This window comes from Williamwhitmania sp. (assembly GCA_035529935.1).
Classification (GTDB): Bacteria; Bacteroidota; Bacteroidia; order Bacteroidales; family Williamwhitmaniaceae; genus Williamwhitmania.
The window spans coordinates 1-22,879 of record DATKVT010000051.1 but is presented as its reverse complement, the minus strand read 5'-3'; the positions used below and the strand labels follow the sequence as shown (position 1 = coordinate 22,879).

The window sequence follows — 22,879 nt, the reverse complement described above, 5'->3', positions numbered from 1 at the left end:
AAAGCTGCCCAAATGGACAGCTTTATAATGGCTACAATTTTCTGAGCATTTCCTGCATTATTGCCGTCATCTTCTTTTCGGCCATGGCGCCTACTTTTTGAACCTCCTCGTGGGTAACTTGAACAATCTTGCCGGGGACACCTAAGTCGGTAATAATCGACATGGCAAATACGGGGATATCCATGTGCCGAGCCACAATAACTTCCGGCGTTGTTGACATGCCAACAGCATCCCCTCCAATAATATGGAAATACTCATATTCCTTGGGGGTTTCAAAGGTTGGACCAGTTGTTCCAACGTAGCATCCCTCTGTCAACTTAACACCCTGCTTGGCAGCCACCTCTTTGGCAAGCGCCATCAAACTCTTGTCGTATGGCTGGCTCATATCTGGAAAGCGTGGGCCGAACTCCTTCATGTTGGGTCCTAAAAGTGGGTTTGGTAGAAGATTAATATGATCATTAATAATCATCAAATCACCTATTTCGAAGGTGGGATTGGTTCCACCGCTGGCATTGCTCACAAACAAGCGCTTAATTCCCAACAGTTTCATCACTCTTACAGGGAAAGTTACCTGCTTCATCTCGTAACCTTCATAGTAGTGGAAACGTCCCTGCATGGCAACAACTTTTTTCCCACCTAGCATTCCAAAAATTAAACGACCCGAATGGCCTTCAACCGTAGAAATTGGAAAGTTAGGAATATCCTTGTACTCCAGAATTTGCTGCTCGGTAATATCCTTTACCAACCCACCTAATCCGGTTCCTAAAATGATTCCAACCTCAGGCTCAATTGTTACGTGGCCCTTGATGAAGGATGCCGTTTCTTTTATCCTTTCTAACATATTCAACTATTTGTTTATTGAAACTTTTCTCTCCGTTATTTAAAAACTCAACCTCAATGGGAATATAAAGAAATCGCTCCCTAATTATTTCGGGAACGGTAGTAAACCCCATCAACCTCACAGCATCCTTCTCCGTGGTGATTACATACCCGTTGGGGTTCAACTCTAAAAACCTTGCCATCTCCCAAATCTCCGTCTCGCCAAACTGGTGATGATCGGTATAGGCCTGCTTTACAATATCTTGAAACTTGGTTTGCAAATGCAAAAAAAACAACTCCGGCTGTGCAATTCCAGCAACTGCCATAACTGGGGTTGTTTGGGGCAGCATGCTTTCAATTACAGTATTGCCCCATATGGTTCTTGGGACACCATACGCAAAACGGGTAAAGTAAAGCGACTGATAAGGAAATAAATTTAACCTTTTCAAAATTATTCTCAAATCAATGGGCTTCACATCGTCAGGACATTTAGTTACCACCACCACATTTGCCCGGTGAAGTTGGTGAGCACTCTCCCTAAGATTACCAAGGGGCAGAATCTGGTCGTGGTAAATTGGCCTATTGTAATCCATGAGAACAATATTTAATCCCGGACGAACGGCCCTATGCTGAAATCCATCATCCATAACCACAACTTCCGTTTCGGGAAACGCTTTTCGGAGCGAATTGATTCCATACACTCGGTCGGCACAAACAGCGAAGGGAGCAGCGGGATATTTTCGGCTTATTTGCCTTGGCTCATCTCCAACCTCGTTGGCAGTATGAGCAGGGTCCACCACCAAAAAACCACTAGTTTTACGTTGATATCCTCTACTTATGGCAGAAACATTGACTTTTTTCGAAAGTAATAGCCTTAACAAATACTCCACATGAGGAGTTTTACCAGTACCGCCAACGGTAATATTTCCAACGCATATAACCGGAATATCAAATTCCGTTGATGCAAGAAACCCTTGCGCATAAAGCCAGTTTCGCATCCCCGTAATTATTCCGAAGACGCCTGCTGGGATAACCAACAGAACCTTTAGCAATATGCTTGAGCGATTTAACATAAAGTTTACAAATGCGTAAAGCTTCGCAAGATAGAAAAAAAATAAAAAAATAGAATAGGCCAACAAGGAAGCGGCCTATTCTATTTTGCAAACGATTGATACTACTAAAGTATAAACATCGCTAGTATAGTTCAACATCGTAAGGCATTCTGGCCTCAATGCCTTGATTCTTCAGTACATTTTTGATTGTGGTGTATTGCTTAAAAGTTCCCGACAGCTCATCCTTTAGCAACCAAACTTTTGCTTCGGAGGAAAAGTCCTCTACGAACTGCTCAAAGGGTTCCTTCTGGCTTGGAAGTTCAATAATACGGTAGCCGTCAAGGCCAGCCTTTTTGGCAGCAACCTTTATGGCATCACTCAACCCGCCAAACTCGTCTACAAGTCCAAGGCTTTTAGCATTTTCACCACTCCAAACCCGGCCACCACCAATTTCATCCACCTTTGCAATATCCATCTTGCGTCCGTCGGAAACGCGAGTAATAAAGGTGTGATAAACCTCCTCCACGCCTGCCTGCATAACACCTCTTTCCTCTGCAGTAAGTGGGCGATACATGGTAAGCATGTCAGAGTGGGCATGAGTCCTAGCCACGTCAACCGTAATGCCAAGCTTGTCGGCCATGGCCTTTTGAACATTGAACATTAAGCCAAATACACCAATGCTGCCAGTGATGGTAGTTGGGTTGGCAACAATAACATCGGCCGGGGCACTAATGTAATATCCGCCTGAAGCTGCTACATCACCCATGGATACAATAAGGGGCTTAACCCTTTTTGCCAATTCCAACTCCCTCCATATAATTTCGCTGGCAAGAGCACTTCCGCCAGGGCTGTTAACCCTAAGCACAATTGCCTTTACGCTGGAGTCCTTGCGGGCATCAGCAATGGCATTTGAGAGCCCTTCGGCTCCGATGGAGGAATTATCTCCTTCGCCCATCCCAATCTCTCCAGAGGCATAAATCACGGCAATTTTATCCTTGTGAAACTTCTTCCCCTTTGGTTCTGCAACTTTCGTATAGTCATCAAACGACACAAGATTCAGGTCGCTCTCCTTGTCAACTCCCGATAGTTTGCAAAGTTGATTCTTAACCTGATCTAAATACATTAGGCTATCAACCAGCCCATTTACTACAGCCGATTTTCCGTTGCGAATGGTTATATTGTTCACCATGGTGTTGATGGCATCCACGGTGAGCTTGCGATCGGTAGCAATGGCCTTGGCAACCTCGTTCCAAATGGAACCCATGTAGGTAAGTTGCTGTTCCCGATTCTCTGGGCTCATTTTTTCGAGCATAAATGGCTCAACAGCACTTTTAAACTTACCATGACGAATAATTTCTGGCTCAATGCCCAGCTTGTCAAGTGCCTTTTTATAGAATAAAATTTCACTTCGCAGGCCCAACAGCTGCAGCTCTCCTTCGGGATTTAGATAAACCTTATCGGCAACCGAAGCAAGGTAGTAAGCCTTTTGAGAGAAGATGTCGGAATAGGCAATTATGAATTTGCCGGAAGTTTTGAAGTCAGTTAAGGCTGCTCGAATCTCCTCAGCGGTAGCATATCCAGCAGAAAGAATGTTTAGATCGAGGTATATCCCCTTGATGTTATCATCGTCCTTTGCCTTACGAATGTTGCTAAGAATATCGTTTAGACCTAGGCTCTTAACTGGCCTCATTGAAAACAGGCCAATACCCTCGAAAGGGTTTTTCGATGCTCTGTCAACGATATTCCTATCGAACTTAAGATCTAGCACCGAGTTTGGTTTAATGGTGACCGTATGATCACCAGCCGCCACCATTGCACCCACAACACCAAGGAATATGAAGAACAGTAGAACAAAGCCGATAATGACTCCAAGTATCGAAGCCAGAAGAGTTTTTAAGAAACTTTTCATGTGATTTGGTATTAAAGTTTAGGTTACTAAAGTTAGAACTATTTCCCCAGCGAATAATATTTTTTGATATTTAATTCACTTGTGGTAGCTTTGCCATTCTCTTAGATACACTTCCATGGAGAAAGTTTACCTTTTGCTGGGCGGAAATATGGGCAACAGACACCTGCTAATTAAACAGATGCGCGATGCCATTCAATCCACCATTGGGAATATAAGTCAATGCTCATCACTTTACGAGTCCGAACCTTGGGGATTTACTCACAACAACCAATTCTTGAACCAAGTGGTGGAGTGCCAAACTTTGCTTAACCCGATACCGCTACTAAAGGCAATTCACCGAATTGAGGAAGAGCTGGGGCGTGTAAGAGTTGGGGATGGATACTCGGCACGTACAGCCGACATTGACATTCTCTTCTATGGAAATCGAATAGAGGTATCAGACGAACTCACCATTCCTCACAAGCATCTTCACGAACGACGATTCACCTTACTTCCCCTAGCGGAGGTGGCGCCATCATTGAAACATCCGTTGCTAAATAAGTCGATAATGGAGCTGCTGCAATCATGCAGCGACAACTCAAGGGTTGAGATGATACACGAAATTGAGGTGTTGCCCCAATAAGTTTAAGCTACATCTTACTGCCATAGGCAAGGTCGCCCGCATCGCCTAATCCTGGCACTATATATGATTTTATGGTAAGCTCGTCATCCACGGCACCCAGCCAAAGGCTGCACGATTGAGCAGGGATGTTACGCTTTACATACTCCACACCTTCCTTGCTGGCAATAATGGAGACAATGTGGGTGTGGATTGGTGTTCCCCTTTCAATTAGCGCGCGATAAGCCAAAACCATGGAGGCCCCGGTAGCAAGCATTGGATCGGCAATAATAAGTTGTTTCCCACCAATGGTGGGGCAAGAGAGATGTTCAAATTGAATTTTAAATGTACCATCCTTGCCGTACTTTCTGAAAGCAGAAATAAAAGCATTCTCAGCTTTGTCGAAATAGTTAAGCAATCCCTGGTGCATTGGCAATCCGGCTCTCATTACGGAGGCAATTACCGGTTGCTTCATCATCACTGGTAATTCTGCAACTCCAAGTGGGGTTTCTACCGAGCGTCCCTCGTATTGAAGTTCCTTGCTGATTTCGTAGGCAAAAATTTCTGCAATTCGTTCTAGATTTCTTCTGAATCGCATGCTGTCGAGCTGAATATCCTTATCTCGCAACTCATAGATATACTGGCTAAGCAGAGAGTTACCCTCACCCAAAATTCGCACCATAGTTTGCTTGCTAAAATTCAGTGCAATTTACGAATAATAAGTCGTTGAAGGAAATAATTTCTCAGCTATAGCAAGCCCTCATCGGCAAAGCTAAAATAGGTCGACCCTGCAACAATAATATGGTCAAGGAGCGAGATATCGAGCAACTCACAGGCCTGCTTCACCTTCTGGGTTATCTGCTTATCGTGGTCGCTGGGCTTATTGTTTCCGGAAGGGTGGTTGTGGCAGAGGATAATGGATGAGGCGAGTACTTCCAGCCCTCGCTTAAGAATGAGCTTTAAATCGACAACCGTGCCGGACACACCGCCCATGCTGGTGCGCTCTCTACCTATAATTTTATTCGCCCTATTGAGCAGCAACACCCAAAACTCCTCGTGAGGAATATCGGCAACAAGTGGATGAAAAAGGTTGAAGGCGTCTTGGCTACTTGTAACGGAGGCTTTTACCAGAGCATCTTGGAGCTTACGACGTCGGCCCAACTCAAGGGCAGCAACAATGGTCAGGGCCTTTGCCTCGCCTATTCCCTTGAAGCGACAAAGTGCCTTAACGTCAAGCCTACCCAGCTCATCTAAATTATTGGATACGCTTTGGAGCATCCGCCTCGAAAGTTCCACCGCACTCTCCTTTTTTGTGCCGGAGCCAATGAGAATGGCAAGATGTTCAGCGTCGCTCAGGGCAGCAGTGCCCTTTGTAAGCAACTTCTCTCGTGGGCGATCCTCAACGGCCCACTCCTTAATGGTAAGGGGACGGTAGTCAGACTGTTCCATGATATTGGATTTGAGTCAAGTTACGATAACCTTGCCTTAAATCCAAATCAAAAAAGGCCTTCCGGGTTGGAAGGCCTTACAATATATTATAAGGTTGTTTTTCTAGAGCTTGTTTACATGAACTGTAAGGCTGCTCTTAAGATTTGCAGCTTTATTGTCATGAATCACGTTCTTCTTGGCCAACTTATCAAGCATGGCGGTCACCTTAGGCAGTAACTGCTCAGCAGCAGCCTTATCGGTGGTGTTTCTTAAAACCTTAATTGCGTTACGACAAGTTCTTGCATAGTAGCGATTATGAACCCTCTTTGCAATAGTTTGACGATTTCTTTTTTCCGAAGATTTATGGTTTGCCATAGCTAATCTCGTATTATTCGTTGGTAGCCCGTAGGAGAATCGAACTCCTATTACCAGGATGAAAACCTGGCGTCCTAACCGTTAGACGAACGGGCCAAAATTTCATTTTTTTCTTGATTCGCCCCCGTTGGGGTGGAATGCGGGTGCAAAAGTAGTTGAAATTTTATTCCCTCCAAATTTTCATCACAAAAAAAAATGAAAAAAGATGGCCTATATCTACTAATCCAATTTCCTTAAAAGGGTGATTAAAGAAAAGGCTATTGGAAATTATACCGGAATGAAATACCGCCCTGAAGCCAAACACTAGGTGACTCCACCAAGTTGATTACAGGCATAGCATCAACAGCAATGCTGATGGGGGCTTCACTAAAGGTATATTCAAGTCCAATTATTCCATCGCCACCAAGGTAAAAATTGTTATGGTCGTTCCCCCAAGGACTAGGGTTTGAGGTGGCCGATGCAATGTGGGCTCCAAAGCCATAATACCAATCAAGCCCAGGTGTATCTCTAATTTCATTATTAATTTCGTATAAACCAGTTATTCCAAGCCCACCCCAGCCAAAGGATAACATTCCCTCCAGCGCAGTTTTGGACGCAAAAAAATGCTTAACGGTTATTCCTGATGGAGAACCCAACCGAAGGCCAACACCTGTGGAGTATGGCTGAGAAAAAGAAACAGTGCTACTTCCCAAGAGGAATGCCAACACCATTACACTAAAAACAAGTCTTTTCATCATTGAAAAAAATTAATTTGAAGCCACGAAATTAATAATTCTAATGGTTCGTTGACCATCACAAAATTAAAACCACATTCTGATTAGTAACGAAATCGCACCGTCAATATTTTAAGCAAAGCGTGAAGTTGACATCCCTAACAACAAGTTATTTCTCCAATGCTTCAGAGACAAGGGCAGGCAGATTTAACCCACCAAAATTCCCAGAGGACATTAGCAGTACAACGGTCTTGGAAGAGTATTGCCTGAAAATTGCCGCTTTCAACTTCTGTGAATCCGAAAAAACGGTTAAATCGTCTCGTCCAAAGCTATTTTTAACATCCTCTGCAGTTAGTGTTGGGAGATTCTTGTGAAGAATAGCCTCTGGATTAAAAAAAACAACTGCGTTGTCGGCCTCCTCCATTGTTCCTTTATAATGGCTGAGAAAGCTTGCACTTAAGCTCGAAAAGGTATGGAGCTCCAAAGCAGCCACCAAGTTGTGGTGGGGAAATTGCTCCCGTACTGCCTCAACGGTAGCCTGAACCTTCGATGGTGAATGGGCAAAGTCGAGATAGTAGGTAACCACCTTATCAGCCCCAAGCAGCTGAAGTCTCTTTGCGGCCCCACCAAACGATAAAATGGCATCGTAAAACTCCATCTCGGAAACTCCAAGCCGAATACAAATTTCCTTGGCCCCAGAAATGTTTTGCATATTGTGGTTGCCAAAGACCTTAACGACAACCGCTCCGTAGGACGTCTCCAAAACCCATTCCTCACCCTGCTTATGGTGAGGATGAGATTTATACCCAACCTTTTTTGCGCGAATGTTAGAACTCTCAACCATTTCACACACCACTTTGTCATCTTCACAATAAATAAGGGTACCACTCGGTTCTATATTTTCTGCAAAAATTCGAAACTGCTCAACGTAGCCATCAAAAGTGGGAAATACATTTACATGATCCCATGCAATTCCGGAGATAAGCCCAATGCTTGCATTGTAAAGGTGGAATTTTGGCCGAAGGTCAATTGGCGAGGTAAGGTATTCATCGCCCTCAAATACGGCCACCGGTGCCTCATTGCTCAAGCCAACCATGGTATCGAAACCCTCAACTTGGGAGCCAACCATGTAGTCGAACTTTTTCCCGTTTGCTTTAAGTACATGCATCACCATGGAGGTGATTGTGGTTTTTCCATGGCTACCACCCACCACCGCTCTAACTTTATCGCGAGTTTGCTCATACAAATACTCAGGGTAGGAGAATATTTTCAAACCCAACTCGCGGGCTTTTACAAGTTCGGGATTATCGTTCCGCGCATGCATTCCTAGAATAACAGCATCAAGATTGCTGCTAATTTTTTCTGGAAACCAACCAACCGCAGGAGGCAAAATTCCGGCATTGGCCAACCTCGTTTTAGATGGCTCGAAAATCTCGTCGTCGGAGCCACTAACTTCGAACCCTTTTGCTCTGAGCGCAAGTGCTAAGTTGTGCATGGCGCTTCCACCTATGGCTATAAAATGAACTTTCACGGCAATATTAATTTGAGCAAAAGAGCTCGGTTTATAAACAATTTTCGGCTTTAGACAATGTAATCACCAACGATGCTGGCAATCAAAACCCAGATCAAAGATAAGCTTTTGCTTAAAACAGGTTCAAATTTCAAATTATCAACAGAAAAAACACAAAGAGGGTGCAGTACTAACGTGCTGCACCCTCACTATTTAATTGTAGAATTCTACAATTTATTTCTTTTTTGTTGGCTTAGTAGTGGTTTCCGGCTTTGCTGGGGTTGCAGGGGCAGAAATATCAGCGGGAGCATTGGGAGCCATTTGAATCTTTGGTGTAATGCTCAAGAGCTCTATCTTAAAGATCAGCATCTCGTTGGGGCCTATTACTCCGCCAGCACCTTTTTCGCCATAGGCTAACTGAGGTGGAATATACAACATATAGGTATCTCCAGGCTTCATCAATTGAAGTGCCTCTTGCCAACCCGGTATTACTTTACCTACCTTTATTGAGATTGGCTCACCACGCTCGAAGGAGGAATCGAACACCTTACCGTCTACGAGCGAACCCTCATAGTTTACACTTACCTCGTCGTCGGCTGTTGGGTGAACGCCCTTGGGGTCGCCACTTTTTACCACTTCATACTGAAGTCCGCTGGGCAAAGTAACCACGTTGGGCTTTTTGGAATTCTCAGCTAAAAACTGTGCTGCGGCAGCAAGGTTTTTCTTCGAATCAGAATCTTGCTTTGCCTGCATCTTAGCCATCATCTCCTGCTGATAGCGACCAAGCACAGCATTCATTTCCTGCTCGTTAAGAAGCTGAGTTCCTTGAGTGCTCTCCTTTATACCCTTTGCAATCATGTCTGGGTTTAACTCTACCCCCTTATTTTTTAGGTCAGAGCCAATCATGCTGCCGTAGGAATAAGCAACGCTATCCTCAAATGTAGTAAGCTGTGCGAACAAGCCTTTGCCCATGAAAATGAGCCCAAGGCTAATGATTAATTTCAATTTCATAAAGTTCAGTTTCAGGTTTTATCTAACACGAATTTGACTGCAAGTTAAGCATTTGGTTTGGCAGTGCAAAAGAAGCAACATCGCAGTAATCCTCTTTCTAACAAATCATGTTCAAAAGGTTGCCATCATTGAAAATTATCAAACCCATATTTTGGACTTTTTTTCTAGACTTACTCTGTTAATAGCAAGGAAGTCCAACAATTCCGAGTTATATTTGTTCCACTGTAAATCAAAAAAAATAGGAAATGGAACTCTATTCACTCAATATAACCAACTTTAAAATCGACGGTGGATCCATGTTTGGCGTTGTGCCTAAAGTGCTTTGGCAACGAGTTTACCCCGCCAATGACAACAACCTATGTTCTTGGGCACTTCGCTCGCTAGTGGTGAAGAGCGGCAATCGAGTTGTGCTCATCGACAATGGCTTTGGCGACAAGCAGGATGAGAAATTCATGAGTCACTTCCACCTCTTTGGAGGCGATGGTTTGATAGAAGGGCTGGCTAAAATCGGTATTCAGCCCGAAGAGGTTACCGATATGGTGCTCACCCACCTTCACTACGACCATTGCGGTGGCGGGGTTTATCGAAAATCGGATGGAACAAGCGCACTTACATTTCCCAATGCAACCTACCACATCAGCCGTTCCCAGTGGGAATGGGCCATCAATCCAAATTTTCGCGAGGCTGACTCCTTCCTGCCAGAGAATATTCTACCCATGATGGAAAGAGGAAAACTTCACCTGGTGGAGTCGGAAGGTGAGCTGTTCCCAGGATTTGATCTGCGCATTGTGGACGGGCACACCAGAGGTCAAATGATTCCCATCGTTACGTTCCAGGGCACCAAGATAATTTTTGCCGCGGACCTCTTCCCTTCCACCGCACACATTCCGCTGGCTTGGAATATGAGCTACGACGTGGAACCAATGAAAACGCTTAAGGAAAAGGAGACCTTCTTAAAGGAGGCATACGAAAATGGCTATGTCCTCTTTTTCCAACACGACTACCAAAACGAATGCTGTAGCCTAAAGCAAACGCCCAAAGGAATAAGGGTGGATCGAACGTTTTCACTTAGCGAATTCCTAAGTGAAAAATCAGCCTACAAGCATAACAAACCAAATGCGATTAGCTAGATTTCTCACCAAGAGAACCCTATAGAAACTCATAAATATTTTCATGCCAAAGCAGGAATCGCTGCAGCAGGTAAAGGTTGTCAAGCTGGACCGAATAGGCCCTAACGGATACCTGCTCACCACCATTCGTCCATTTGAATTTACACCAGGTCAGGTTGTTAAGCTCACAACCGATAAAACCATTGCACCAAGGCTCTACAGCATTGCCTCAGGGAGTAGTGAGGCAACACTAAAGTTCCTTTTCGATCTAAAAAGCGAGGGTGAGTTGACTCCTAAGTTACTATTGCTTCAGCCCGGTGACACGGTTTGGATGAGTGAACCATTTGGTGAATTTGTTTGCGATGAGAATCCAGCCGTTTGGGTTGCCTCTGGTACCGGAATAGCACCGTTTCTTTCCATGGCATTGTCGGGAAATATTCACAATAAAAAGCTGATACATGGCGTTCGCTATGCCGAAAACTTTTTCTTTCACGAAGAGATGAGAGAGCTGCTGCACGACGACTACATCCAGTGTCTCTCTGGCGAAGCTCGGAATGGCACATTCCATGGAAGGGTAACCGATTTTCTGAAACAGGATGAAGCCCTTAGCCTTAACATAAAGTATTACCTTTGTGGCAACCCAGAAATGGTGGTAGATGCCCGAGACATATTGCTGGCACGCGGGGTTATCTACGACAATATTCACGCCGAAATATACTTTTAATCGGCTTCGGCTTAATAGTATTGAAAAGAAAATTTGATGGAAGGTAAAGTGAAACAAAAGGAGTGGCTCTACGGAAAAACGCTGGGAGAGATAGAACAAATTGTGAAGGAGATGGAGCTGCCTAAGTTTACGGCTAAGCAGATCACACAATGGCTATACCAAAAAGAGGTTTCATCGCTGGATCAAATGACCAACCTTTCGTTAAAAATTCGGGAGAAGTTGGCCGAGCATTTTCAGGTTGGAGCCATTGATAACACGAATGTTCAGGCCTCCATTGATGGAACAAAAAAATATCTCTTTCCTACCCTCACCGGAAAATTTATTGAGGCTGCCTACATCCCCGACAGGGAAAGAGCCACCCTCTGCGTATCGTCGCAAGCCGGCTGCAAAATGGGTTGCCTATTCTGCATGACGGGCAAGCAGGGATTTCAGTCACAGCTTACCGCAGGGGAGATACTCAACCAGATAAAAAGCCTTCCTGAAAGGCAATCGCTTACCAACGTGGTTTACATGGGTATGGGTGAACCACTCGATAACCTGCAGGCAGTATTGCCGTCGCTCGAGATTCTAACTTCCGACTGGGGATACGGCTGGAGTCCAAAAAGAATAACTGTTTCCACCATTGGAATTATCCCTGCAATGGTTGAATTTTTGGAAAAAAGCAACGCTCATTTGGCCATTAGCCTGCACACCCCATTCGACGAGGAGCGTCGTAAGCTAATGCCCATTCAAAACGTTTACCCCATCCAGGAGGTGATTGCCCAGCTGAAAAAGTTCAACATGGGAAAACAACGACGAATTTCCTTCGAATACATCATGTTTAAAGGCCTAAACGACACGGCTGCTCACGTTAAGGAGCTCGCGCGACTGCTCAACGGTATCCGCTGCCGCATCAACCTTATTCGCTTTCATCCAATTCCCAACACACCGCTCGAAGGTTCTTCGGACACAACGCTTATGTGGTTTCAGGAACAGCTAAACAAAAAGGACATAACCACCACCATCCGAGCTTCGCGCGGGCAAGACATTTACGCCGCCTGCGGTCTACTCTCTACCAAGGCAGCGGTGAAGGGAAAAGAGGAAGAGGTCTAGAGTGGATATAGGCTATAGCCATATAAAATCGCTATATTTGATTGTCCAAATACTTAACAACTAAACATCTGCTATCATGAAATATTTTGCTATGATTCTTGCTGCACTACTCGCCGGAACGTCCACCTACGGTCAGCAAGCCGAAAAGAATACCGATTTTGCATTTAGGCTATACAATCACATGAAGAGCATGCCGGGTAACATTATCATAAGTCCCAACAGTATTTCGGAGGCAATGGCCATGGTTTACCCTGGAGCTAGCGGTACAACCAAGGATCAAATTGCAACAACCATGGGCTTTGATGGCAATCTTAAAACTCATCTTAAAAACTTTAAAAATCTCAATAAGGAATTAGCAGATCTTAGTAGCATTGAACTATACAGAGCCAATAGTATTTGGGTAGAGAATACATATAGCCCCAAAAAGTGCTTTCTAAAAAACGATCAGAAAACATTTGGGGCATCGGTTTACAAAACCGACTTCATGAATAGCGCCAACCAATCAAGGCTGGAGATAAACAGGTGGGTAGAGGACAAGACAAAAAACCGTATTAAAGATCTGCTCCCCGATGGTAGCATCGATGGCTCCACCCGCATGGTGTTGGTCAACTCCATTTACTTCTACGGCGAATGGGAAAAATCTTTCGACCCCAAGATGACTGTTAGCGAACCATTTAATTCTCCCAATAAGGATATCACCACCAAATTTCTACACGCTAAAGAAGATTATCTATACAGCAAAACGGATGACTACAGCATGGTGGAACTGCCATTTAAGGGCAACAACGTAGTGCTGCTGGCACTGCTCCCTAACGAGACAGAAGGAATAGTTGGGCTTGAAGCCAAGCTATCTCCAGAATTTTTGCAACAAGCCACAGCAAGATTGCATAGCACGAAGGTGGACCTCAAACTACCCAAAATAAAATTGGAAACGGAAAGCGTAAGAATCGACCAGCAGCTGGCTGACATGGGAATGCCCCTAGCCTTCTCTAGCCAAGCCGACTTTAGCGGTATCTCGAAAAATAACGACTTGAAAATTGACAAGGTGTTTCACAAGGCATTTCTCGAATTTTCGGAAAAGGGAGCTGAGGCAGCAGCAGCCACCGCTGTGGTGATGGTTCGCACGGCCGTAAACCCATCCAAAGAGATTCGGTTCTGGGCCAATCGTCCATTCATTTTCTTTATTTGGGACAAGAAGCACAACATTATTCTTTTCATGGGTCGAATTGAAACCCCCAATGCTTAAGCCGAACAAAAAGACATACCTAGAGCAACTTATAGAGCAGGGCGAGGGCATAACACTTGACTTTAAGCACTCCATAAGCGACTCAAAGAAAATAGCCCGCTCCATTTCCGCCTTTGCCAACACTATTGGTGGAACACTCCTTATTGGCGTTAAGGATAACGGAGTAATTGCAGGGGTAAACTCCGATGAGGAGTACTATATGGTGGAAGGAGCAGCACAGCTCTACTGTAAGCCAGAAGTGCCCTTTGAGGTAAAGAGATGGACCGTTTTTGGTAAAACAGTCCTTGAAGTAACTGTTACCGCCAGCCCACATAAGCCGCATCTAGCGCCGGACAAAAACGGATTCTACCGGGCCTTTGTTCGCATTGCCGATGAAAACTTTGTAGCGAGCCCCATTCAGTATAAAATTTGGCAAGCCGAAAAGAAGCGCGAAGCTATTACCCTATCCCTCACTGGCAAAGAGCAGCTGCTGATGGATATGCTGCGCAATAATGGTAGCGTTTCGGTGAAAGATTTTGCCAAGGCCGCCTTCATCTCCAACAGCGAAGCCGAAGATTTTCTCGTTAAGATGGTAGTACTGCGGTTAACCAAGCTTGAATCGGCCACAGATGAGTCGGCCAACTTTATTCCACGCGAAAGAGTTTAAGATTTTTGGGTACAGACCAAGGGAATTGACTGGTTAGGGAAATACAATGTCCGAAAAACTTAAACAGTAAGTTTCCTAATGACAATTTTCCACTAAATTGCAGCCCGAAATTCTGTAACAAGAAGCTAATCCAACAATGCCCTTTAAGGCAATAAAATTACTTTAAATCCACACCCATGTTTAATAAGATGATTGCAGCAATGCTGCCCTACTTCCCTAAAAAGATCATTTGGATATTTTCGAAACGCTACATTGCCGGTGAAACTATTGAGGATGCCATTCGGGCATCGAAGGAACTGAACGCCAAAGGAATAAAGGTAACCCTAGACATTCTTGGTGAGTTCATCAAGAACCTTGACGAGGCCGAAAAGAATAAGGTTGAGTACCTCGAACTTATCGACAGAATTCAGAAGGAGAATATCGACGGAAACTACTCGGTAAAACCCACCATGTTTGGCCTACTCATCGACAAAGAAGTTTGCTACAAGCACATCCGCGAAATTGTGGCCAAGGCTGCGTCCTACAACAACTTCATCAGGGTTGACATGGAAGATTCACCCTGCACTGATATGGAGATTGAGCTCTACCGGAAACTTAAGGCTGAGTTCCCTAAGAATGTTGGATTGGTGGTTCAGGCATACATGAAGCGTACGCTGCAGGATGTAACAAACCTGATGGACATCCAAACCATCGAAACCCCACTCAACTACCGCCTTTGCAAAGGAATTTACGTGGAGCCTGCCGCCATTGCTTACAAGAAGTATGAGGAGATTAATGCACACTACCTCGAAGACTTGGAGTTCATGCTGAAGAATGGCGTTTACCCCGGCATTGCCACGCACGACAAGCCGCTAATTGAGGGCGCCTATAAGCTCATCGAGAAGTATAACGTTCCCAAGAACAAGTATGAGTTCCAGATGCTCTACGGTGTTACACCCGAGCTACGCAGCTCCATTGTTGCCAATGGCCACACCATGCGAGTATACGTACCTTTTGGCAAGCAATGGTTTGGCTATTCTACCCGCCGCTTAAAAGAAAACCCCAAAATGGCTAGCCACATTATGAAGGCGCTGTTTGTTAGAGGGTAATAAAGGAATATAAAGAAGATTGAATAAGGACTACGCCACCATTGGTGTAGTCCTTATTATTTATTGACAGACCAACTTGCCCCAACCCCGTCAGGGATTTGAACAATGCTGGGGTTATTGCAATTTTTACTTTTCGGCAAGTATAAATAGCGCTACTGGCTTTTACGCAGCTGCGGCACCAGTAACCGTCTCACTACATCGCCCGAACCGGAAACAAGGTAAACACCTATGAATACCAACAGGGTAGAGATTACCTTAACCATTGTAATCCTATCCTGTCCCAGCCACACCGACACCAGCGATGCAATAATGGGTTGGAAGTAGATGTAGATACTCACCGTGGCTGGCTTCAAGGACTGAAGGCCCTTGCTGTTGAGCAAGTATGCAAGGTAAGTTGGACCCACCATTACAAATATAATTGCACCCCAAGCCACCCCAGGCATTACACTCCACTGCACTTCCGAGAGAGAGGTATAACCAAGTGGAGCCATCATTATCAAACCAACGGTGAAAACCCACTTCATTACAGTTACCGGGGAGTAGCGCATCATGAGTGGCTTAATGAGCACAAGGTAGAAGGCATAGGACAAAGCATTTAAGAAGGTGAGCACATTACCGGTAAAATGCTCGCCCGCAAAGGAGACATTGCCGCTCTGCACAATGAGCAGTAGGGCTCCCGATGCTCCTACAGCAATACCCAGCACCTTGGTAAGGGTTATGGCATCACGAAGTACCAACGCGGAAATCAATAACACAAGAACCGGATTCACCGTCATTATAATGGACGAGTCGATGGGGGTGGTATAGTTGAGCCCTTTCAGAAACATGAACTGGTTTAGAACTACCCCAAAAACCGAGGCAAGAAAAAGCCGCCAGTAGTCGCTCCGTAAAACCTTTTCTCGCTTAAAAAAAATTGAGGTAAGCCAAAGCAGTGCTGCCGCCGATACAATGCGGAGCAAGGTAAAACCCTCGGGTAAAATGTAGCCCGGCATTACGTGCTTTGCAGCAGAATAGTTGATACCAAAAAGAATGTTGGCCACAATTATGGCAAGGTGCGCCTTTGCTCTGTCGCTCATTGGGGAAACCGGGTTAATGTGGGTTTAGAGTTGCAATTTCAAACAAAGCTTAACGGAAACAACACGATTCCATTAACATCTATTTGGTAAGTTTGTTTTGTTATTTTAACTTCCCAACTTTCACGAAAAAAGTTAACTGTCCCTTACTTCCAAAGAGGGGTCATCATGCAAAGAGTATTAAATGGAAGCTACGGCAAAGGTAAACCCACTCTCAAAAATCAAGGCAAGCCGCATTATCTATCCCATTATTATTGGGTTGGCAGTGGTGGGCTATATGCTTTGGGATGAGTTTAACCCCAACGCCTTCCGGCAGATTAAACTTGGTTGGGAAGCAGGGGCATTTCTCGGATTGGCAGCCTTATTCATGGTGACCAGAGACCTCGGCTACATTATAAGATTAAGAATCCTTTCCGACAACCGTCTCTCCTTTTTGCATGCTCTCCGCGTGGTAATCCTGTGGGAATTTACGTCTGCCATAACGCCTTCTGCCATAGGAGGAACTAGTATTGCCATACTCTACGTGCACAAGGAAGGGCTTACCATCGGCCAAAGTTCGGCCGTTGTAATGGCCACCTCTCTCCTCGACGAGCTCTACTTCATTGTAATGTTCCCCATACTCCTCATCTTGGTTGGTAGTGCCGACTTGTTTGACATTCCGGGAGCAAATGCTCATATGGCAAATGATTTGCTTGCAGTGGCATGGACAGGCTATGGTGTTAAATTGGCTTACCTCGTGTTGCTCAGCTATGGCATGTTCGTCAATCCCCGCGGGTTAAAATGGCTTTTAATGAAAGTGTTCAAACTTCCATTTTTACGCCGATGGAAACATGGTGCGAACCAAGCCGGAACCGATATTATAAAAAGTTCGCGCGAATTACGTAAAAAGCATATCATATACTGGCTAAAGGCTGGCTTGGCCACCTTCGTTTCGTGGACTGCAAGATACTGGGTGGTGAATGCGTTGCTATTGGCCTTTTTTGTTGTTCATGATCACCTGCTAATTTTTGCTCGACAGCTCGTAATGTGGATAATGATGCTGGTGAGCCCAACTCCCGGTGGAAGTGGATTTGCAGAGTACATTTTTACAGTGCTACTCGGAGAGTTTATTCCAGTGAATCCCGATGTTAAGCATAGCACTGTGGTTGCTCTTTCCTTTATTTGGCGGCTATTCTCCTACTACCCCTACCTCTTCATTGGGGTGTTTGTATTTCCCCGATGGATAAAACGAAAATTTGGCAAAGCAAAACTTTAACATATGGAACTGTTCATTATTTCCGGCAGTAGCCGTGGCATAGGCAAAGCCTTAGTTGAGAAAATCCTTGACCGCGATGATGTAGAGGTATATGGCCTTTCAAGAACCAACACCAATTCACATCCACGATTTCATTTTATTCCGGTCGATTTCGTCTCAACCAATAACCTTCAAAATTTATCGCTTCCCGATGGCACACCTTTCTCCAAAATTGTTTTGGTGAACAATGCTGGTATGCTGGGCGAGGTAAACCATTTGGGGAAGTTAAACAGCAAAACCATTGTGGATGTATTTGCCGTTAACGCCGTTGCCCCTGCCCTCCTGATGAATAAATTTCTGAGCCGATATGCCGAGATCGAGGTCGAAAAGGTAATTATCAATGTTAGCTCAGGGGCTGGACGGCATGCTATTGCTTCATGGTCGACCTACTGCGCCTCAAAGGCCGCGCTCGACATGCTCTCGCAAACTGCTCAAATGGAACAGAATGAAGCAGGAAGCAAGGTTAGCATATTCTCGGTGGCACCCGGCATAGTCGACACCCAAATGCAGGCGGAGATAAGAACCAAGCCCAAGGAGTCGTTCAGCCAAATTGAAAGATTTATATCGCTCAAGGAGAGTGGCAACCTCGCATCGCCCGAAAGCGTTGCTGTACAGCTGCTAAAAATTGCCGCCACACCCAATCGATTTCACGAGGTAATTCAGGATGTGAGAAATTTGTAGCTGATTAAAAAAATATTGTAGGGGATCACCTTTCAGTCTCGTTACTTCCTGTTTCTAAAAAACCGCTGGAACGATTCAAATATGGGCACACCACCTCGGTTGCCCGACGATTTTAGCACGGCCCGTTCGGGATGAGCCATCATTCCAAAAACATTCTTTCCCTCGTTGCTAATACCAGCAATATTTTCGATGGAGCCATCGGGATTATAATCGACGGAGAGGTTACCAAATCGGTCGCAGTAGCGGAATAAAATCTGCCCATTTTGTCGCATCTCGGAAAGTTCAATTGCATCGGCAACATAGCGGCCAACGCTATGGGCAATTGGCACCTTAAAAACCATGGAACTGTCGAGATGCCATGTAATGGCTGCCTGACGGGAGTCGGGCATCAGGTGAATATTCTTCGAAACAAACCTACCGCCAACGTTGGGAAGCAGGCTGCCGGGTAACAATCCCAACTTGCAGAGTGCTCTAAAGCCATCGCCAATACCCCAAACGTAACCGCCTTGGTTGGCAAACTCCACCACTTTTTGGAGAATGGGAGATGGAGTATCCTGAAAGTTAAAGCACGCCCCATTGAGGTACCCGCCGGTGAGGGTAACAATATCGGCACCCTTAAGGCTATCGTCCTTATGCCAAATTTCAACTACATCCCATTTGGTTGCCTCCTTAAAGGCAGCAATCACATCACGATGGCTTTCTGAATCTGGAAAAAGGATAACTCCGACCTTCATTGAATATGGATTGGTGGAACGAATATCACAAAAATAAACTAAAATTACACACAGGAGTGTTACCACCAAAGTAATAGATTCGACCAGACCGGATAACGCACATTACCGAAAAAAATGTTTTCAAATATTTTTGGGTTGAAACGTTTTATAACAGCCACTTAACTCTCGCTTAATACAATTTGCCTAACTTGCACGCTGGTAAAAAATAGAGGCATGAAAAAGTTTTTCAAAACACTGCTAATTGCTTTAGCCATAACCGTAGTGGGCGTTCTGAGTTTTTTTATTCTGACCGAATACCGTCCAGCTCCAATTGAAAACATTCCCGTATCCAATAAGATCGATACGATTTCTACCGATACGCTATCCATGCTGACGTGGAATGTTGGCTACGCCGGGCTCAACGCCGAAATGGACTTCTTTTTCGATGGAGGTAAAAGAGTACGCTGTAGCAAGGATACTACCCTCAACAACCTCAATGCAATTAAGAGTTTCCTCCAGCTATTCAAGGGTAACTTTATACTTCTTCAGGAGGTGGATGTTGACTCCAAACGGACGTACGGTATAAATGAGGTCGACTCCCTTTCTAAAGGGTTGGCACAATGGCACTCCTTATTCTGCTACAACTATAAATCGCAGTTTGTCCCGGTTCCATTCTCCAATCCCTACGGCAGAGTAATGTCAGGAATAATGACTTTCTCAAAAAAAAATCCATATAGGGCATCAAGGGTTTCGCTGGGTGGTCAATATTCCTGGCCCAAGAGACTATTTATGCCCACACGAGCAATGCTGGCAACCAGATATGCGCTTCCAAACGGCAAAACTTTAGTAATTTTCAACACACACTGTGAAGCTTTCGATACTGGGAACCTTCGAAAAGTGGAAATGGATACCATTCGTGCTCTGGCACTTCGGGAGTATGCTAAAGGAAACGCTGTAATTGTTGGTGGCGACTGGAACCAGAACCCGCCAACGGTAACTACACCTCACACAGAATATTTTAATCCCATAGAAATTTCAAAAAAACAGATGCCCTCCGATTGGCATTGGGTATTTGTGAATAAACCAACCAATCGATATAACTACGAGCCATACCGAGCCGGAAAAACCCTCACCACTATCTTAGATTTCTTTCTGGTTTCGCCAAATGTTAAAGCGCTGTCAATAGATCGGATAGACCTCGGATTTGCACACTCTGACCACAATCCGGTGATTATGAAATTTCTGGTTGCCAGCAACCAGAAATAAAAACATCTTTATCCTCGAATATAGATTCTTTAACCATCGAAATTAGGGTTAAATCAAAAAAAATAGGCAAAATGGGCAATGCCAAACCGGATTGCCTATTTTTTTTTAATTTAGCGAAGTGGTCTTTTAGCACTTCTCAATACAGCAATTTCTAAAAGGCATGCCGGTTACAGGTTTCAACACTATGGCTGGCATTAGGCATTTTAACCATTAGGGCAATATGAACATAACCGACCAGGACCTCCAGTTTTTTGTATTGGCACTGAAAAACTCCTCCAACTACGATTTAACGGAGTATTCTGATAAGTCCCTGAAACGACGACTGCAAAAAATACTCGTCGACAAAAACATGGACCTAAACACCCTAGTTGGAACAATTAAAACGAACAAAGAATTTTCAGAAGGAGTTGTTAAGGAGATCACCGTCAACACCACCGAACTTTTCCGTGATCCACAAACTTGGCAAACGCTAAAGTTCAGAATCCTTCCACGTTTTAAGAACAATAAAACCATAAACATCTGGCATGCAGGCTGCTCTACAGGTCAGGAGGTATACTCTATGCTAATTCTCCTGAACGAAATGGGGCTTTACGAAAAGGCTAAGATTTTTGCGTCCGACATCAATACTGACGTACTTGATCAAGCGAAAAAGGGGGTATACAAATACCGGTTCAACATATCTTATCTCGACAATTTCGATAAGGTTATCAAACAGAATCCATTCAACTATGAGGAATTCAATGAGGTTCCCTACGAAAAATATTTTGACATCGACAAGTCGCGAGATACCTTAACCATGAAAAAATTTCTTACAGAGAAGCCTATTTTCAGAAAGCACGACTTAGTTAGAGACGGAAATCTATTTTTTGCCAAGTTCGACCTTATTCTTTGCCGAAATGTTATTATCTATTTCAACTATACTTTACAGAATAAGGTGTTTGAACTATTTCACAGTAATCTATATCCCAAAAGTGTTTTGGTGCTTGGAATGCACGAAACCATTCTAGGGCCGCATGCCACCAAGTTTGAAAAGCTTGGTCAGTTTTATGTAAAAAAATAGCCTTTAAGCAACAACGCAATACCTTTTTGCCATGAAGCTTTTTCAGACTTTAGACATACACAAAAAAATTCAGCTCACAGCATTTGCCCTGCTGGTGGCCATCTACACCACCTCGGGAATATTTCTTGTTGCCTTTACCGTCTCTCGAGCACTTGTCCAGACAAACCAACTGATGAGTCAGGTTTTAACAGATCTCTCTCAGCTGACAACTACAGTAACAGATCTTAGCAAAAGTTCGACATTGGACACTGAGCAAAAGCAAGCGATAAAGAAAGCGTTTGAACAACCCCAATATTTCGAAAACACCTACCCTTTTATGGTCGACGACAAGGGCTACATCACCGTCGACATCTTTCGTGAAGGTCAAAAAATCAGGAAGGATATTTTTGAACAATTACAGTCGAACAAAAACAAGGAGGGGTATTTCAAATTCAATGAGGAGGAGGCAGGAGTATCTACCACCAAGCTGATGTATTTTAAGTACTACCAACCATACAACAGCTACATCTGTATTGTGGTAAACAAAAATGTGGTGCTTGAGCAACTTGCCTCCAATCAAATTTGGATGTTGCTCATTGTTATTCTCTCGGTCATCATTTTCTTCTTTGGGCTACGCGCTATCTTGAAACCGCTTTCGATTGATATTTTTAAGTTGAGTTCCACCACCACCACGTTTGCAAAAGGCGAGCTGCCAGCAGAAATCCAAACTAACAGAAAGGACGACCTCGGTCAACTTATTGGATCGATGAATAAACTTATTGGGAACATCACTAAAACTGCTCAATTTGCCTCGGAAATTGGCAACAATAATTTGGATGCAGAATACACACCCGTAAGCGAAAACGATGTGCTAGGAACTGCCCTTATCGAAATGAGAGAAAGTTTAATAAAGGCACAGAAGGAAGAGAAAATTAGGAAGGCCGAAGAGGAGAAGCAACGTTGGGTAACCACTGGACTAGCCATGTTTGGTGAGATACTTCGGCAAAACAACAATGATCTCACCTTGCTTTCCGAGAATGTCATTCAGAATCTTGTCAACTACCTAAATGCAAACCAAGGTGGCATTTTTGCACTTAGCGAAGACAGTAGCGAAGAGCAAACACTTGACCTAGTTGCCTCCTTTGCCTACAACCGAAAAAAATATCTCACAAAAAAAATCATGGTTGGCGAAGGGCTCGTTGGAACCTGTGCCATCGAAAAGAAAACAATCCATCTTAAAGAAATACCGGAAGGTTACATTACCATTACCTCAGGACTTGGAGAAGCAACGCCCAGCAATTTGCTCATAGTTCCGCTTAAGTTGGAAGATAGCGTGTTTGGAGTTTTAGAAATTGCCTCCTTGAGTGATTTTAAGCCACACGAAATAGAATTTGTTGAGAAGCTAAGCGAAAGCATTGCCTCAACGCTGTCAAGCGTTCGCATCAACCTTCGCACAACTTACCTGCTAGAGCAGTCGCAACAGCAGCGCGAAG

Annotated in this window: 23 protein-coding genes and 1 tRNA gene; 12 read left to right on the top strand and 12 right to left on the bottom strand. The window is 44.4% G+C overall.

All coding sequences use genetic code 11. The features are described 5' to 3' along the window. Positions 1-31 precede the first annotated feature (31 nt). The 3 genes from VMW01_03970 to sppA form a co-directional block, all read right to left on the bottom strand. On the bottom strand, positions 32-841 hold the full coding sequence (locus VMW01_03970) for a purine-nucleoside phosphorylase (GenBank protein ID HUW05397.1): 810 nt from the start codon (positions 839-841) through the stop codon (positions 32-34). Beyond that, the gene (gene lpxK / locus VMW01_03965) at positions 786-1,871 is read right to left on the bottom strand and encodes a tetraacyldisaccharide 4'-kinase (protein ID HUW05396.1); all 1,086 of its coding nucleotides are present in this window, start codon (positions 1,869-1,871) and stop codon (positions 786-788) included. Before lpxK ends, VMW01_03970 begins: the two co-directional genes overlap by 56 nt. Positions 1,872-2,013: 142 nt before the next feature. Next, positions 2,014-3,780: a signal peptide peptidase SppA gene (sppA, locus tag VMW01_03960; protein HUW05395.1), complete on the bottom strand. Its 1,767-nt coding sequence runs from the start codon at positions 3,778-3,780 to the stop codon at positions 2,014-2,016. Between the two features lie 115 nt (positions 3,781-3,895). Between sppA and folK the strand changes: the two genes are divergently transcribed. Further along, positions 3,896-4,402 carry a 2-amino-4-hydroxy-6-hydroxymethyldihydropteridine diphosphokinase gene (folK, locus tag VMW01_03955; protein HUW05394.1) on the top strand — a complete coding sequence of 169 codons (507 nt, stop codon included), beginning with the start codon at positions 3,896-3,898 and terminating at the stop codon, positions 4,400-4,402. A 7-nt stretch (positions 4,403-4,409) separates the two neighbouring features. Here folK and upp read toward each other — a convergent pair whose 3' ends face one another. The 7 genes from upp to VMW01_03920 form a co-directional block, all read right to left on the bottom strand. After that, positions 4,410-5,060: a uracil phosphoribosyltransferase gene (upp, locus tag VMW01_03950; GenBank protein ID HUW05393.1), complete on the bottom strand. Its 651-nt coding sequence runs from the start codon at positions 5,058-5,060 to the stop codon at positions 4,410-4,412. A 65-nt stretch (positions 5,061-5,125) separates the two neighbouring features. Next, positions 5,126-5,827, bottom strand: a complete 702-nt coding sequence (radC, locus tag VMW01_03945) for a DNA repair protein RadC (protein HUW05392.1) — start codon at positions 5,825-5,827, stop codon at positions 5,126-5,128. A gap of 102 nt (positions 5,828-5,929) precedes the next feature. Continuing rightward, entirely contained in the window at positions 5,930-6,181 is a 252-nt protein-coding gene (gene rpsT, locus VMW01_03940) for a 30S ribosomal protein S20 (GenBank protein ID HUW05391.1), read from the bottom strand. A gap of 21 nt (positions 6,182-6,202) precedes the next feature. Then, positions 6,203-6,277, bottom strand: a tRNA-Glu gene (locus VMW01_03935). A gap of 161 nt (positions 6,278-6,438) precedes the next feature. Further along, positions 6,439-6,918 (bottom strand): hypothetical protein, encoded by a 480-nt coding sequence (locus tag VMW01_03930; protein ID HUW05390.1) that lies wholly within the window; start codon positions 6,916-6,918, stop codon positions 6,439-6,441. Positions 6,919-7,063: 145 nt separating this feature from the next. Further along, on the bottom strand, positions 7,064-8,425 hold the full coding sequence (locus tag VMW01_03925) for a Mur ligase family protein (protein HUW05389.1): 1,362 nt from the start codon (positions 8,423-8,425) through the stop codon (positions 7,064-7,066). Between the two features lie 213 nt (positions 8,426-8,638). Next, entirely contained in the window at positions 8,639-9,415 is a 777-nt protein-coding gene (locus VMW01_03920; GenBank protein HUW05388.1) for an FKBP-type peptidyl-prolyl cis-trans isomerase, read from the bottom strand. A 245-nt stretch (positions 9,416-9,660) separates the two neighbouring features. Here VMW01_03920 and VMW01_03915 point away from each other — a divergent pair, with 245 nt between their 5' ends. The 6 genes from VMW01_03915 to VMW01_03890 all read left to right on the top strand — a co-directional run bounded on the left by VMW01_03915 (position 9,661) and on the right by VMW01_03890 (position 15,320). Further along, the gene (locus tag VMW01_03915; GenBank protein ID HUW05387.1) at positions 9,661-10,545 is read left to right on the top strand and encodes an MBL fold metallo-hydrolase; all 885 of its coding nucleotides are present in this window, start codon (positions 9,661-9,663) and stop codon (positions 10,543-10,545) included. Between the two features lie 43 nt (positions 10,546-10,588). Beyond that, entirely contained in the window at positions 10,589-11,248 is a 660-nt protein-coding gene (locus VMW01_03910) for a hypothetical protein (protein HUW05386.1), read from the top strand. 36 nt (positions 11,249-11,284) lie between these two features. Then, positions 11,285-12,340 carry a 23S rRNA (adenine(2503)-C(2))-methyltransferase RlmN gene (rlmN, locus tag VMW01_03905; protein ID HUW05385.1) on the top strand — a complete coding sequence of 352 codons (1,056 nt, stop codon included), beginning with the start codon at positions 11,285-11,287 and terminating at the stop codon, positions 12,338-12,340. 76 nt (positions 12,341-12,416) lie between these two features. Continuing rightward, positions 12,417-13,586: a serpin family protein gene (locus VMW01_03900; protein HUW05384.1), complete on the top strand. Its 1,170-nt coding sequence runs from the start codon at positions 12,417-12,419 to the stop codon at positions 13,584-13,586. Beyond that, the gene (locus VMW01_03895) at positions 13,579-14,232 is read left to right on the top strand and encodes an ATP-binding protein (GenBank protein HUW05383.1); all 654 of its coding nucleotides are present in this window, start codon (positions 13,579-13,581) and stop codon (positions 14,230-14,232) included. Before VMW01_03900 ends, VMW01_03895 begins: the two co-directional genes overlap by 8 nt. Before the next feature lie 176 nt (positions 14,233-14,408). Continuing rightward, positions 14,409-15,320 (top strand): proline dehydrogenase family protein, encoded by a 912-nt coding sequence (locus VMW01_03890; protein HUW05382.1) that lies wholly within the window; start codon positions 14,409-14,411, stop codon positions 15,318-15,320. A gap of 152 nt (positions 15,321-15,472) precedes the next feature. On the opposite strand, the gene VMW01_03885 is transcribed toward VMW01_03890, so the two are convergent. Next, entirely contained in the window at positions 15,473-16,396 is a 924-nt protein-coding gene (locus VMW01_03885; protein ID HUW05381.1) for an EamA family transporter, read from the bottom strand. 181 nt (positions 16,397-16,577) lie between these two features. On the opposite strand from VMW01_03885, the gene VMW01_03880 reads away from it, so the two are divergent. Together VMW01_03880 and VMW01_03875 are read left to right on the top strand one after the other, a co-directional pair. Next, the gene (locus VMW01_03880) at positions 16,578-17,648 is read left to right on the top strand and encodes a lysylphosphatidylglycerol synthase transmembrane domain-containing protein (protein HUW05380.1); all 1,071 of its coding nucleotides are present in this window, start codon (positions 16,578-16,580) and stop codon (positions 17,646-17,648) included. A 3-nt stretch (positions 17,649-17,651) separates the two neighbouring features. After that, positions 17,652-18,368 (top strand): SDR family NAD(P)-dependent oxidoreductase, encoded by a 717-nt coding sequence (locus VMW01_03875; protein HUW05379.1) that lies wholly within the window; start codon positions 17,652-17,654, stop codon positions 18,366-18,368. A 41-nt stretch (positions 18,369-18,409) separates the two neighbouring features. Here the strand turns inward: VMW01_03875 and purQ are convergent, their stop codons facing one another. Then, positions 18,410-19,102, bottom strand: a complete 693-nt coding sequence (gene purQ / locus VMW01_03870) for a phosphoribosylformylglycinamidine synthase I (GenBank protein ID HUW05378.1) — start codon at positions 19,100-19,102, stop codon at positions 18,410-18,412. A 213-nt stretch (positions 19,103-19,315) separates the two neighbouring features. Here purQ and VMW01_03865 point away from each other — a divergent pair, with 213 nt between their 5' ends. From VMW01_03865 to VMW01_03855, 3 genes are all read left to right on the top strand, one after another. Next, complete coding sequence (locus tag VMW01_03865) at positions 19,316-20,347, top strand: endonuclease/exonuclease/phosphatase family protein (GenBank protein ID HUW05377.1); 1,032 nt, start codon at positions 19,316-19,318, stop codon at positions 20,345-20,347. Between the two features lie 220 nt (positions 20,348-20,567). Further along, the gene (locus tag VMW01_03860) at positions 20,568-21,407 is read left to right on the top strand and encodes a CheR family methyltransferase (protein HUW05376.1); all 840 of its coding nucleotides are present in this window, start codon (positions 20,568-20,570) and stop codon (positions 21,405-21,407) included. Between the two features lie 31 nt (positions 21,408-21,438). After that, positions 21,439-22,879, top strand: a 1,441-nt coding sequence (locus VMW01_03855) for a GAF domain-containing protein (GenBank protein ID HUW05375.1), incomplete at its 3' end; no start/stop codon positions are given.